General features: G+C 63.9%; 8 protein-coding genes and 2 pseudogenes. 2 read left to right on the top strand and 8 right to left on the bottom strand.

Annotated elements, in window-relative coordinates:
* The first annotated feature begins 35 nt into the window (after nucleotides 1-35).
* Nucleotides 36-1,358, top strand: a complete 1,323-nt coding sequence (locus ABD742_RS23190; RefSeq protein WP_234751666.1) for an ISL3 family transposase — start codon at nucleotides 36-38, stop codon at nucleotides 1,356-1,358.
* Nucleotides 1,359-2,139: 781 nt separating this feature from the next.
* Here the strand turns inward: ABD742_RS23190 and ABD742_RS23195 are convergent.
* The 6 genes and pseudogenes from ABD742_RS23195 to ABD742_RS23220 all read right to left on the bottom strand — a co-directional run.
* Complete coding sequence (locus ABD742_RS23195; RefSeq protein ID WP_234751667.1) at nucleotides 2,140-4,701, bottom strand: LuxR C-terminal-related transcriptional regulator; 2,562 nt, start codon at nucleotides 4,699-4,701, stop codon at nucleotides 2,140-2,142.
* A gap of 1,225 nt (nucleotides 4,702-5,926) precedes the next feature.
* Nucleotides 5,927-6,715 carry an IS21-like element helper ATPase IstB gene (istB, locus tag ABD742_RS23200; RefSeq protein ID WP_234751668.1) on the bottom strand — a complete coding sequence of 263 codons (789 nt, stop codon included), beginning with the start codon at nucleotides 6,713-6,715 and terminating at the stop codon, nucleotides 5,927-5,929.
* Nucleotides 6,712-7,605 (bottom strand): annotated as a pseudogene (locus tag ABD742_RS23205) (transposase); the annotation flags it as partial. The pseudogene ABD742_RS23205 and the gene istB, both read right to left, overlap by 4 nt.
* Nucleotides 7,606-7,645: 40 nt before the next feature.
* On the bottom strand, nucleotides 7,646-10,081 hold the full coding sequence (locus tag ABD742_RS23210) for a site-specific integrase (protein WP_234751670.1): 2,436 nt from the start codon (nucleotides 10,079-10,081) through the stop codon (nucleotides 7,646-7,648).
* Nucleotides 10,078-11,169, bottom strand: a complete 1,092-nt coding sequence (locus ABD742_RS23215) for a tyrosine-type recombinase/integrase (protein ID WP_344789171.1) — start codon at nucleotides 11,167-11,169, stop codon at nucleotides 10,078-10,080. The genes ABD742_RS23210 and ABD742_RS23215 overlap by 4 nt, the downstream gene beginning before the upstream one ends.
* A 204-nt stretch (nucleotides 11,170-11,373) precedes the next feature.
* Nucleotides 11,374-12,018, bottom strand: a pseudogene (locus tag ABD742_RS23220) (DDE-type integrase/transposase/recombinase); the annotation flags it as partial.
* 114 nt (nucleotides 12,019-12,132) lie between these two features.
* Between ABD742_RS23220 and ABD742_RS23225 the strand changes: the two are divergent.
* Nucleotides 12,133-12,552 (top strand): hypothetical protein, encoded by a 420-nt coding sequence (locus ABD742_RS23225; RefSeq protein WP_234751672.1) that lies wholly within the window; start codon nucleotides 12,133-12,135, stop codon nucleotides 12,550-12,552.
* 193 nt (nucleotides 12,553-12,745) lie between these two features.
* On the opposite strand, the gene ABD742_RS23230 is transcribed toward ABD742_RS23225, so the two are convergent.
* A complete protein-coding gene (locus ABD742_RS23230; RefSeq protein WP_234751673.1) occupies nucleotides 12,746-13,156 on the bottom strand; it encodes a hypothetical protein in 411 nt (136 codons plus the stop codon).
* Nucleotides 13,146-13,493 carry a tyrosine-type recombinase/integrase gene (locus ABD742_RS24430; RefSeq protein ID WP_372460941.1) on the bottom strand — a complete coding sequence of 116 codons (348 nt, stop codon included), beginning with the start codon at nucleotides 13,491-13,493 and terminating at the stop codon, nucleotides 13,146-13,148. The genes ABD742_RS23230 and ABD742_RS24430 overlap by 11 nt, the downstream gene beginning before the upstream one ends.
* Nucleotides 13,494-13,847 lie beyond the last annotated feature (354 nt).

Raw genomic sequence — 13,847 nt, forward strand, 5'->3', positions numbered from 1 at the left:
GCGACCAAGCTTCCAAATAAAAAAGAGACCCTGATATGGCCAATGCTACTTCCTGTCCGGGCGGTCGCTGGTGCGAGCGGGCCGACGCGCTTCTTGGTGTCGACGGCATCCACGTCTGCTCTGTCACGGCGGCCGGTTCCGGCCTGGTTCTGCACGTTGAGACAGCCGAAACCGTCAGCGGTTGTCCGGACTGCGGTGTCGTCGCGGTTGGCCACGGCCGCCGGCAGGTCCGGCTCCATGACACCCCGTGTTTCGGGCGGCCGGTGCGGCTGCTGTGGGCCAAGTGTGTCTGGCGCTGCCCGGACCCTGACTGCCCCAGAACCACGTTCACCGAAGAACATGCGTTGGCCGGGCCCCGGGCAAAACTGACTGCCCGGGCCGTTGCGTGGGCGACCGACGGCCTGCAGCGTTTCGACACCTCCGTCTCCGCCCTGGCCCACCAGCTCGGCGTCTCCTGGCACACGGCCTGGGACGCCATCAAGGCAGAGGCCGCCCGGCGGATCGCAGCGGCCGGCCGGCTGGCAGGGGTGAACGCGCTAGGCGTGGATGAGCATGTCTGGTCCCATACCGGGCCGCCGGGTTCCGGCATGGTCACCGGGATCGTGGACCACACCCGCGACGCGAACGGTGTGGTGCATGCCCGGTTGCTGGACCTTGTTCCGGGGCGGTCCGGGAAGGCCTACGCCGACTGGCTCAAAGACCGCGGGGAGGAATTCACCGCCGGCATCAAAACGGCGGCGCTGGATCCGTTCCGCGGTTACGCGAACGCGATCCGAGACGAACTGCCCGAAGCCATCACCGTCCTGGATGCCTTCCATGTCGTGAAACTGGGATCAGCCATGGTCGATGAGGTCCGCCGCCGGGTCCAGCAGGACACCCTCGGGCACCGCGGACGCAAGGGCGACCCGCTCTACGGGATCCGCCGGACCCTGCAGATCGGCGCCGAACACCTCACCGACAAACAATCCGCCCGGCTCGACGCGAAACTCACCCTCGGGGACCCGGACCACGAAGTCACCCTGGCCTGGCAGTGCTACCAGAAGCTCCGCAACATCTACCACGCCCGGCCGGAGCGGGGCAGGGAACTCGTCAACGAGGTGATCTCCTCCTTCCCGTCCTGCCCGATACCGGAAGTCTCCCGACTGGGCCGGACACTCAAACAATGGAAGGCAGCGATCCTGGCCTACTTCGACACCCACGACGCGGCCAACGGGCCCACTGAAGCGATCAACGGCGTCATCGAAACCACCCGCAGAATCGCCCGCGGCTTCCGCAACTTCACCAACTACCGACTCAGATGCCTACTCGCCGCCGGCGGCCACCGCCCCTACCGGATCAAACAGACCAACCATGCCTAAATGCGAAGAGCCAGATACAGGCTGGCAAAGAGGATCCCCAACACCAGGACAATTGTCATTATTGGCCACATCCGACCAACAATGCTCAAAGTTTCGGCTGATGTGAAATAACGTTTCCGAGGGATCTTAGTATGCATTCTGCCAATCCATTCAGGTGCTTTACAGCCGACTACGTGGCCGGCGTCTCTGAGCGGCGCCGACCACGCCCGTCAATGCTGATGGTCTTGATGATGGTTAGCAGCCTCGCAAGTAGAAGGCATTCGTGATCTCCCAAATGCCATAGTCTCCAGGCGGCCGATGCCGCCGGTGCCGCTACCGCAAAAGCGGCGACCCCCAACATGGTGGCGGCGCCGACTGCACCTACCCTCTTCAAGGTCTTTGACTTCACATTCACAATGTCCTCCTGCGAGTGATGGCGGGTAGGGCGCCCGGCGAAGCAGAGGCTTCACGATGAAAGTATGCAGGCCTGATGTATTAGTCAAGACCTTTTAATAACAGGTCAGGAGACTTTAATTTAAGGGTTCGAAATCATAATCGATCGACCGCGCGTCAGGTTTCGACACTTACTCAGTCCTTATTTATAAACCACTCAATTTGAGATCTTTCTATACTCAATTTTGGGCAATGGCCACTCAATGGGAGCAAAATTCTTGACACCGATGGGTGGGAAGTGGTCTAAGTACTTTCATCAAATCGAAGAAGGCATGGCCGAAAGGGGTGCATCAGCAGCGATGCGCCCGGTTCCGCCGGCCCCATCGCAGGACGTTACGCCCTGGTTCAGTCATCCGTCATTTGTTTGGGCGTTTCGAGCGTGCTCATAAAGGGACTGGCGCGTGGTGGTTCCGGTCTTGCCAAGGGCCCTGGAGATGTGGTTTTCCACGGTCCGGGGGCTGATCCCCAGGAGGGCAGCGATTTCGGGGGTGCGTTGGCTGCCTGCCAGGATGGCGATTTCTCTTTCCCGGGCGGTCAGGCCCTGGGGTTGGCCTCCGGTGTCGAGGGTCAGTTGTTCTCCTTGCGACGGGAAGCGGTCTTCGAAGACTGAGGTGATCCGCTGAAGGGTCTTGGCCAAGCCATGGTGTCGTTTGTGGAGAAAGCGCCTTAATGTGCTTTTCAGGAGCCTGGTGATCGCGGGAAGGTCGGAGTCGGCTTCGTATTGGTCCAGGAGAATCTTCAGTAGTTGGTGGTCCCGGTCACGAACGGCACCGGCGATGGCGAGGAACTGGGCATGGGTGTTCGCGCCGTTTTCCTGCAGTAGCCGTTGGGTGGTCTCCAGGATCTTGTATCCGGGATAGAGGGACAACATGAACAATGAGGCATACACGGCTTCGGTGATGTAGCCGCGGTCCAGTTGTTGTTCCAGAAGGTCCGCGGCGTTTTGATCAAAGTCGGCTGGATCGGCGTATTTCCGGGTAACGAGTTCATAGACTGCTTTACCGGTTCCAGGCAGGGGGCCGATGTCAGCGACGTCTTTGCGTGCCTGAATCCCCAGCGAGGGGACGTTCTTACCGGAGCTGGCCAAAACGCGAAGGCCGGCGATTCTGAGCATGGCGTCGTGGAGGAAGTTCACCAGGAAGCCGGGCCGGCCGAGCGCGAAGACACTGGCCATCACCCGGTCAGCTTCCTTGCTGAGTCCCTGTTGCGTCATGGCCAGTACCGCGACGTAGCTGCTCGCGACGAAGCCGAACTGATCAAGGCGGCGCCGCGCCGCAGCGCGTTGGCTGAGGGAGAAGATCAGTGCTTCCTCGCCGTGGCCGGCAATATGGAGAGCGAGTCCACGGACGAAGGGTTCCACGCTTGCGGCGATTTCGAAGCCGTCCGCAGAGTCAAGGGCCCGGAGGGCCGCCTGGGCATCGAAGCGGTAGAGCTCCAGAATGCCCCGGATGACCGGCAGAACGCCGCTCTCGGGGTGGTGGCTGCCCAGCCCGTCCAAGGTTTCGTCGAGGTTTGTGGGCATTCGGTCGAAGGACGCTTCGAGGTAGAGCGCGAACGCCTGGGCTTCTGCTTTCCAATCGGGGTGAGCTTGGCCGATGTCCTGGAGTATGCCCGTCGCGGCCGCTAATTGCCCGCCGCTGACGATGGCCCACAGCGCCCGGGTCATGGCGAAGAAGAAATGGTCGGCAGGATCAGCGCCGGCCGTCTCAGTTTCGCCGAAGACTTGTTCGATGCGTGAGGGGTCGATCGGGCCGCCCCAATAGAACTTGAGGAACGCTGCTGCGTTGGACATGGTCTTTTCGGAGTCCCAGACGTCGAACTGTGACTCTTCCAGATCCCGTAGCTGGTCTTGGAAGTGCTGCGTCGCAGCCGTACCGGCGCCGGCTTCATTTCGCAGGTCTCTGATCAGTTCGGCCAGAAGTTCAGGCGGGGAAGTCTTTACCGGCCGGTCAGGGGAATCGATCTCCCGGCTAATCCGATCCGCCAGCACCCTGCGGGAGGATCGCACGTGAGGGTCACGGAAATGGTCGACAACAATGTGTGGACTGACTCCTACCCACATGGCTCCGCCGCTGTCTTCGGTGAGCGCAACCAGCCCCCGCATTTCGAGCCTGTCCAGGATATCTGTCTCAACTACTGGCTTCAGGGACCCCAGCGGCCGGGGACCCAGCACAGACAGGGTATGCAAAGCCGTCCGTTCATCGGCGCTGAGGCCATGAAGGAGTGCCTGGACGGTGCTCTGGAGATATTCGTTCCAGAGCGTGTTCCCGCACATGGTCCACTGTCCATCGCGGAGGATAAGCTGCTTGCTCAGCTCGGCGCTTTCGGCGATCCTGACCACGAGCCGCGGGTTGCCTCCGGATTTCATGAGCACGGCGGTGGTCAAATCCACGTCCGGCGGCGACCCAAGCGTCTGGGCCAGGAGTTTGTTGACTTGATCGTAATCAAGAGGACTGAGTCGTATCGTTGCCTCCGGCCATCGGGCAGGCGTGAACACGGAGGCCCCTGAGCCCAGGGGGGCATCGTCCATCGTCACCACCAGCGGCCGTTGGGTCCGCCTCTGGACAATGTCAACGACCGCGGCTGATTCCTTGTCGAGCTCATCGATATCGTCAACAACGATGGCCCGCGGGCCTCGCTGCGCCAACTGTTCGGCGAGCACGTTCGCGACTCCTAGCGGCCCATTCTCTTGCCCGCGCCCGTCCAGTCCGAGTGCGCCAATCCCTGCGAACGGGGTCTCATTCAGGAGCCGCGAACCCAAGAGGCTGTAGACAGTGACTCCGGCCTTTTCGAGGCCAGCGGCGATCGACTCCAAGACCGTTGATTTTCCACTACCAGGGCCGCCGACGATCCGAACACTGACGCCGCGGGCCACGTAGGCAAGCGCCCGTCGGGCTTCCTCTTCGAACACTTCCGAACTCCTAACGCAGACACCCAGGCTTTGAAGCGTGAGCCTAGCGGCCCTTCAAATCTGAGGAGAGCGCCCCGAAGCGCTAGCCTGACAACACATCCGACGCTACGGCCAAAAATGATCATTGAGTGGGAATTGCACTGAAAATGAGTGTGCGAAGCACTGGAAATGAGTGTGCATTGCACTGAAAGTGAGTGGTGAAGTTGCGTCGGAGTAGGTGCGACCCGCACCCTGCTTTGGTCGGCGGACAGGACCGATCCACAACCGTACCGGTGAGATTCCGTGATTGTGCCGGCTGCCGTCGTCAACTCCAATGCCACCGGGAAGGACTGAAAGTCAGCCTGACACGAGCCAAGGAAAGATCGCCCAGATCGACACCGCGCTCCAACGCCCTATCAGTGCGGTTCACGGTTCACGCTCGGCAGGCCTGCCTTCGCCTCACTTGCCGGTCGAACAATCCACATCACCGCAGAGCTGACGACGCACAACGCAGTCGCGTGCCAATTAGCTCGGCCGTCTGTGCGCCCGGGGAGTTGGTTTCTGCACAATGGATCCCATGGTGGTCAGAACTCATGGGAGGCACCCTGCGCTCTCTCACCGGAGTGCATCATCCAGTCGCGTTGACTTTGGGGCTTCAGTCCCGGCCCGACCTTCGGGACGCTTCCGCGCCCATACTCAAGGACGCCGAAGCCTGGCATCGGGGCCAGGTAGATGAGGTTCATGGCTGGAAGGATCCGCGAGCCGAGAACTTTTTGCCATTCAGGGTCATGGCTCTTGTTAGGGCGTTACTCCGACGTAAAGATCGGCGTCGGTTCACCACAATTAGTTTCTTGGTGCTGCCCCTCGCCGGCACTATCGGATGGGAGCTGCAGCCAGGGCAATTTGTCATTTCCAAACATCTCGCCCGAGACACCAAGCGGTTTGAAAACTGGTTTGCCGGGCAGCTACTTGCCGGCCAATAGACGTCAGTGGTGGCAGGGGAAGATTCCTGCCGCCACCACGGCGCAGTTTCTAGACCCAGCCGCGTCCGTCAGCGGGAATGACGTTGCACTGTCCGCCCGTGGTACCTCTGGGACATACCGACAACAATCCGTGTCAATGGCCATCAGTTTCTGCCCACCGGCGGCCAGTGAATGTGCCCGCTGGTGGCCAGCAAAACTGCCCGGTGATGGCCAATAGATCTGCCCACTGAATGGTTCGGCGGGATTGGCCATCTTCGGTCGTGTTAGTTCAGTTGGGTGACTCCTTTTCCGGCGAGGGCCTGGGTGAGGCGGATGGAGTCACCGCTGGTTTGGCAGACGTGGGCGTGGTGCAGGAGCCGGTCCACGGTGGCCGTGGCGAGGGTTTTGGGCATGAGCTCGTCGAAGCCGGCCGGGTGCAGGTTCGAGCTGATCGCGACGGAGCGTTTTTCGTAGGCGGCGTCCACGACCCGGTAGAGGCCTTCGGCGGCGTCGGTGGCCACGGGTAGCAGGCCGATGTCATCGATCACCACGAGTTCGGCGCGGAGGATTCTGGTGACCGCGCGGGTGACGCTGTCATCGGTGCGGTGGGCCCGGATCAGGGCTCCGAGGTCCTCGAGCCGGAACCACGCCACGCGCATCCCGGCTTCGACGGCCTGTTGGCCGAGGGCTTCGAGGAAGAACGTTTTCCCGGTCCCGGAGGGTCCGCAGACGACGAGGTTTTCCCGCCGGGTGATCCATTCCAGCGTCCGCAGTGCCTGCTGGGTCGGGGCCGGGATCGAGGAGGCTGCGGGGTCCCAGGCGTCGAATGTTTTACCCGTGGGGAAGCCTGCTGCTTTGCGGCGGGTGGCGAGCATGGACCGGGCCCGGCCGGCTGTTTCTTCGGTGAACAGGGCCTTGATGACCTCGGCCGGTTCCCAGCGCTGGGCTCGTGCGGTGGCGATGAGTTCCGGGGCGAGGGCCCGGGCGTGGGGCATCTTCAGCTGGCGCATGAGCGCTTCGAGGTCTGCCGGCAGTGCCGGGGCGGTGGTGTTCGTGGTGGTGACCGGGCTCATCGGTTCTGCTCCTTCGGCGTAGCGAACGGTCCGGCGCCCATAGCTGCCCAGGCGCCGGTGCCCTGGGTCAGGGACCGGGTCTCGTCCGCGGAGTGGGCGGTGGTGCGTTGGATATTGGCGTTCAGTATCGAGGCGAGGTCCGGGTGTGCGAATCGGCCGTGGACTGCTGCGTTGCCCAGGGCTTTATCGACTTCAGCGGTCCCGGCGATTTTGGCCAGGGTCACGGCCTCGGCCATCTTCACGTTCATCCTGGCAGTGCCGGCCGCCGCGGCCTCCAGAAGCCAGGTCTTGGCGCCCTCACCGATGGCCAGGAACTCGGCCTCGCCGGCGCTGCGGGCCTTCACGGCATAGTCGCCCGGGATTCTGGTCCTGGCCCCGGGGAAGTGCTCATCGATGATCGCGGGGCTGCCGGGCCTGGCCCGGCCGTGGCGTGCGACCTCGATCGGACCGGACGGGCCGTGGTGGACGATGACGATCTGTTCGTCGGGCCCGGTGCCGTGGCAGCGGACGAACACCCGGGCTCCGAGCAGGTGCGCGGGCACGGAGTACTGGGCGTTTTCGAAGGTGACCATCGGGGTGTTCTCCGGAACGGTGCGGGCCAGTCCGAACGCGACCGTGTGCGCGGTCTCCGGGATCCGGTGCAGGCGGGATGCCTCCTCTGCCAGCACCGCGGCCGGCTTACGCCGAGTGGTACGGTGCTCACGGTTGTTTACTTCGTCCATGAATGCCTGGCAGGCGGCCTCGAGCTCGGCGAAAGAACCGTACTCAGGCCGGAGGTTAGTGTCCTTCGGCACGAGGTCGGCCTTGGCCAGTTTCACGGACGCTTCGACTCCACCCTTCGTGGCAGGGTCCGCGGGCTGGCAGGTCAGCACGGTGATCCCGTATTCTCTGAACTCGCCCAACAGGGGTGCCCGTTGGTGCCGGTGATGCTCAACTTTTCTTGGTGGAGGGCCATCCGAGCGAGACGGTCGGTTGGCCGGTGCGGCGCCGTTGAGCTTGGGCGAGTTTGTCCTCGGCTCCGGCGAGACTGACTTGTAGGCCCTCGATCTCGCCGAGCCAGCCTTCGCGTTCGGCCTCGGCGATGCGGGCGAGGAGGTTGTCGCGGATCTCGAGGAGCCGGCCATGTTGGGCAGGGTCGGGCCAGAGCATCGGGCAGCGGATGCAGGCGTGCTCGTGGATGCAGGGGGTTCCGAAGGCTCGCCCGCAGGTCCCGGTCGCGACCTTGCGTTTCTCGAAGTGCCCGAGGAACTCTTCCCATTCCTCGTTGGTGGGGGTGCGGTACTCCTCGCTGGGCCGCAGTGATCGTCTGCGGGCGAGGAACGCCAAGTGGGCGTCGACTGCCTCGGTGGGGTAGACAGCCTTGTAGCCCATGGTGGTGTTGATGTCGCGGTGTCCGGCAATGACCTGCGCGATGTGCGGCGGCAGCCCACTGAGGACGGCGTCCGTGATGAACAGCCTTCTGAAATCGTGGGGTGTGACGTGCAGCGGCTCGCCCGTGACCGGGTCCGTCAGACCCGACTGCTCCAGGGCTTCGGTGAGCAGATCGCGGATCAGTCCTGGGTTTATAGCCCGCTGCTCGCCCACGACGCTGCGCTGGAACAGGACTGGTGCGGCTGGCCTCCAGATTCGCTCATTCTGGTCGTATGCCTCGACTAGCGGAACGGCTCCGGTCTTGGGGTCTTGGACGCGGCGGATGATGAGGCTGAGGACGTCGGCCAGTTCGGGACTAACCACCAGCAGCCGCTCGGTGTCGGTCTTGGATGGGGCGATCTGCAGCAAAGGAACGAGCTCTCCGCTGGTGGGCAGCCGGTATTGGACCAGGCTGTGGTGGGACAACTCGGTTAGTTCCTCGACGCGGATCCCGGTGGCACGAAGGACCTCGACCGCGGCGAAGGCCCAGAACGCGTGCTCTTCCTCGTGGCCCAGATCGCGCCGCTGTCCAGTGTCGGGGTCGACTGCCCAGATCTTCGCGGCAGCCGATCGTGATGGAGCCACTCGCATCAGGGTCTGACCGGCCGCGGTGAACATCGTTCCCGGGGCCGCCTGGTTTGCCGATTCCAGCAGCGCGGCGGCGTCCTTCCGGTGCCGGTTAACGCTCTCGACCAGGACCGGCAGTACCGGCAGACGTTGTCGCGTGCGGGCGTCCATGCGGGACTTGCGGTGCCGCTGGGACTTGCGGCGGTCGATCTCCTCCCTTCCGATCGGGCAGGGAGCAACCCAGCGCGCCCAGCGGGCCGGGTCCTCGACGGCCCACTGGGCCAAGTCGAGGTAGAGCGCACGGACAGGAGTCAGGCATTCGCGGTAGTTGACCCGCTCGACTTCGATGTTTCGCTTGCGTCCGTCGGGACCGGTGGCGGTACGGGTGATGGTGCGCAGCCGCCGCTTCCAGGCGCCGGCGACCCCGGTGGGGAGGACCAGGCTGTCAACGCCGGGGTGATGGCGCTCCACGTCGGCCCAGAACAGGCCGGCCAGGTGGTAAGCGATCGAGGTCAGGCTGCGGTAGTCGAGAGTCGGCTGGCGTTCCTTGAGGTAGGCGACCAAGAGATCGCGGATGTGACGGGAGGAGAGCTGGTACTGGTCGATCAACTCTTCAGGGGTCTTCTGTCCGGCGACGCGCAAGTGACGCAACGTGGCTGGTGCGGCGGGCCCGAAGGACCCCATCTCGTGCAGCAGTCGGTAGAACAGGCCGGTCGAGCCGACATTGGTGCCGCGCGCGGCGGCTTCGGCGTCCAACACCTCCAAGACGTCACCAGGGGTGGCGTCACGGATCGTCCCGCCCTTTGCCGAGACCAAAGCCGCGGCGCGGTAAAGGTTACGGGTCAGCGCCGCCTGGGCGACCTTCGGGTCGGCTGAGCACCGGGCCCGGAGTTCGGCGAATCCGTCGGGATCACGCATGGCCGCCATCGTCCGGGCCAGTGACCCCGCCCCGAACGCCGCGACGCTCAACCAGGCAAGCGAGGGGCGGATCAGGTCGGCGCCGAGCATGATGTGGAGGGAACGGAAGAACTGCTCCTCATCCCATGGGCTCTCCCGGCCGAGGCTTCGCAGCCAGGCCAGGGGAATCTGCCGCCAGGATCGACCCTCTGCTTCGACGCCGGTCGCCGACCACTTTTCCTGCCAGGTCGCGCCCGGATGTTCGCCGAGCCAGTCGAGAACCCATCGGCTGCCCTGACGCGGGACGCTCATGTGATCGCTCGCCTCGGCATGCCGCGATCGCATGCGGGTCAAGGCGGCCGCCCGGTCCAGCATCGTTGCGGGCCAGTCGGTATCGGCGGGTCGGGCCCGAAGCGCCCCACTCAGCAATGGCGCAGTGGCGGCGGACGTACCACCTTGCGTCTGGGGATCGTCGATGATCAGGACAGTCATGATCGTGACCCTCCGAACAGGACTTGCAGGGTCTCGGGAGCATAGCCCGGCGCTGGAACTGGAGCCGCCCGCCGCGGGGCTTGGCGGGTCTGTTGCTCGTGGTGGTCCAAGACGCGCCGGATCACTTCCTGCTTCCGCGGACTCAGGTAGATCTGCGTGGTCGTCAGCAGCGCGTGCCCGAGCACGAACTGGACATCGGTCAATGGCAGATTCGGGTCCTCAGCCATCCGGTAGGCCGCAGTATGCCGCAGTCCGTGGAGCGTCGCATCGCTCCCCGCCGCGCGGACCGCCCGTTCGAACATTCGGTGCACCGCATGGTAAGTCAGGGGACGATAGGGCTCACGCAGCGTCCACCAGACCGGCTGCGACCGTCCTTTTGGCAGGCGTCCTTGCATCTCGAGCTCATAGAGCCGCAACCAGACGAACGCATCAGGTGAAGCCGGCAGTTCCTGACTCGAACCCGAGCCCTTACGGATCACCGTGATCACCTGCCGGCCCGGATCAACGCCGCTGCGCAGGGCCGACAGTAGCTCCGAGGCCCGGGCCCCGGTCGAGACATAGAAAGCGACCATCGCGCGATCCCGGTGTGAGGGCAGGCGAGCAAAGATCTCGTTGAACTTCTCGTCAGGAATGCTGCGCGGGATCCTCGAGGCAAGTCGCGGCCGGAACAGGCCGCTCCGCTCGTTCCGGTAGGGCTCCATTGGATTGTGATGGGCATGCGCCCGACCCCCGCGCCGTGAACGCTCCAACGGGAACGGGTTGAGCAGTGGCCCAGCCCCGGTCTCGAGATGGAAGTCGTAGAACCGGCGCAGCACCGTCTCGCTGTGCGCCCGGACCGCCGGCGAATACGGGACCGGCTTCGACCAACGCCGCACCGACTCATCGGGCCTGCGCCAATGAGATCGTTGCGGCTTGCCCGCCACCAGCATCCAGCGGGCGAAGTCACGGGCATCGACCCGGCTCGCCCGGTTCCAGTCGACCTCGATCGCCCAGAGGAAGCGGAACCACCGCAGCAGGTCCATCCCGTACGAACGCAGCGTCGAGGCCGATCTGCCCGCCGCCTGCAATTCATCGAAGAACGCCGACACCGCCGCGATCGGTACGCCTCCGGCATCAACAAGCCGACACGGCCTACCCGGGTCCCCTGTGCTCTCAACCGCCCCTACCAACGGCACCGACAGTCGAGCCAGGTCTCTGTCCACGTCTTCGCTCATCACAAAACAAAACCGTAGACAGCGAACCAGAAACTAGGCGTCAACCAGCACAAACGCGTGTCGTAGTTCAGTAAACGGGTAGTGCCGGGCGAAGTCCAGGGTCTGCTGGTTCCGCACCGGGACCCCGGCGACATGCGCGGTGGTGACGGTTTTCTCGTTGTCCGTCAGAACATAGGTCGGTGCCCCGCCCAGGATGCGGAAGCAGCGGTCCAAGGCGGCGAACACGCTCGGCGCGGTCCTGTCCCGCAACGGGATCACGATCCGGAACCGGGAGAACGCCAGCCAGGCCACGAACAGGATGGTCTTCACCCCGCCGACGCGTGGCCCGTCGCCAAAGTCATACTGCAGCCACATCCCTGGCTCTGTGATCCATGGCCGGTGAACGCGGGTGTGGCCCAGCCGCCATGCGGCTTTGACCTGCGCGATCGCACGGCGGGTGGACCGCTCCGACCCCGCATAGCCCAGGGCGAGGAGCTTCTCGTGGGCCTTGTCGGCCCGGATCCGCCCCTTGGACGCCTCGATCCATTCCTCAATTTTGGGCAGGAATACGTCCGTGACGCGGGGCCGGAGCGCCGGTTCGGCGATTGGCCGGCCGGCGTCCCGGGCCGCGACATGCCTGGCAACAGTGTGGTGCGAGCATCCAGTGAGCTCCGCCGTGGCGCGCAACGATCCGGTCAGATCGTAGGCAGCAAGAATTTCCATGATTTCTCCGTCATGCTTCATACAGGGCCTCTTCCTGGGCGACATTTGATGCGACTAGACACCGTCATCAAATCCCGGGGAGAGGCCCCCGCCGCTTAAGACGCGGCAGGTTCAGTAAGGAAGTGGGCAGATCTCATGGCCACCGTCGGGCAGTTTTACTGGCCGTCAGTGGGCATTTTCGTGGCCGCCTACGGGCAGTTTTTCATGGCCGCTAACAAATCCGAAGAGGGACCGTTGGAATACGTTTTTAGAGGTGGGTTTGAGATCCCCGGGCGGTTCAGGATCCAAGGACCGCGGGTCATACTCACCATGAGCCCCTCGCAGCTTGAGTTTCGACCCAGATCCCGTTGGTGGGCGCGCCACCTCGGCCCTTGGCGGCTCGAGCGTTCCGCCGTCCGCGAGCTTTATCCGGGCCGTCCGCATCCCTTCTATTCCTGGGGACGGGTGAACTTTCTCGCCAAGGAGAACATGCCGTGGACATTTCTGGCCGAATGGCCTGAGGGTGTCGTTGGAGCCGCCGAAGAGCTCGGCTACCCGGTCCGGCACCAGAAGTAGAGGTTCCTTCTATGACCATGGTCGAGACCTATAGTCCATGGGCCTACGCCGCACTCGGCGTTGTGGCACTCGCCCTCGGCTTGGTCCTTGCCGTGGACCACCACGGTTCGGTGGCGCCGGGGTGTCCCCTAGTCTCCAGGGCTGGGTCCGGCGGGGAGGCGATTGATATTGCCGCCGCGCGCAACAACAGAGTTCAGGGTGCAGAAGTGGACGGGGCCGTTGTCTGCTTCTGCAGCCGGATGGCCCGGTCACGTTTGTCACGCAGGTGTCCCAAGGTAAGTTCCAGCCCGTCGACCTCGCCTTTCCACCCCTCCGTCTCTGCTCGTTCCCTTCTGGCGATCAGGTCGGCTTCCAGTTCGTCCAAGCGAAGAATCATCCGGGGTTCAACATGGAGCATGGGGCAGCGAACGCGGGCGTGCTCGTGCGCGCAGGGCGTGCCGTAAGGGCGGCCGCAGGCGCCCAGTTCAACTTTGCGTTTATCAAAATGATCCTCGAACTCTTGCCACTCGGCATCGGTGACGCGGGCGTATTCATGGTCCGGACGCATCGCCCTGCGGTTGGCCAGGTGCATCTGGTAGTGCCGGACGACGTCTTCATCGAACACGGCAACGTAGCCCTTTGGTGGTCTGCACGTTCGCGTGCCCCAACAGGGCGGCTCCGATGTGGATCGGAGGGCCGTTGTTGACCAGGTCGGTCGCGAAGATCCGTCTGAAGTCGTGCGGGGTGAATGCAAGCCCTTCAAATTCGGGCCGGTCTTCGGCGGCCGCGGTGCAGGCTGTGCGCAGGAGTTTTGCGATCCGGCTGGTGCTGAACACTCCGCGCAGCGGCCCGCGGGAATGCTGGAAAAGGAAAGGAAGCGGCTCGCTGTGTTCCCGCTCCTGTGGGTCCCAACGGCGAATCAAGGGGATGGTCCCAAGACTTTCCTTGTGCCGGCGGATCACAAGCTCCGTGGCCGGCTGTTGGGTGCTGACGGTCCGTCGCAGAGCTCCTGCCCGTCATCACCTGTTTGGCTACGACGATGCTCCTATACGCGTCAAATTTCGGTTTGGGCTACTTGCTTGGTCCTCCGGTCGAGAGGACCCTGACTTTTCATAGCAAGTGTTGATGGCACGTTGAGGACATGTTGGCCGGGCGTCGGCCGCCACATGGCGGGGAGAGGATCGCGAGGGCCTGCCATGGATCTGTCAGGTCGAGAATCGGGGTCGTGCTCGTACTGGGGACGGAGACGCGAGGCCATGAATGTTCGTGCAGACGCCCTGGTGTCTCGTCCCCAGTTGGGGGAGGCCCTCCAGGGC

Source organism: Arthrobacter ramosus (genome assembly GCF_039535095.1).
Classification (GTDB): domain Bacteria; phylum Actinomycetota; class Actinomycetes; order Actinomycetales; family Micrococcaceae; genus Arthrobacter; species Arthrobacter ramosus.

Bases quoted from the DNA above. Each gene is read 5' to 3' on its own strand.
- ABD742_RS23190 (WP_234751666.1), top strand. From the start codon at position 36: ATGGCCAATGCTACTTCCTGTCCGGGCGGTCGCTGGTGCGAGCGGGCC.
- istB (WP_234751668.1), bottom strand. From the start codon at position 6,715: ATGAGCCCGGTCACCACCACGAACACCACCGCCCCGGCACTGCCGGCA.
- ABD742_RS23210 (WP_234751670.1), bottom strand. From the start codon at position 10,081: ATGACTGTCCTGATCATCGACGATCCCCAGACGCAAGGTGGTACGTCC.
- ABD742_RS23225 (WP_234751672.1), top strand. From the start codon at position 12,133: ATGGCCACCGTCGGGCAGTTTTACTGGCCGTCAGTGGGCATTTTCGTG.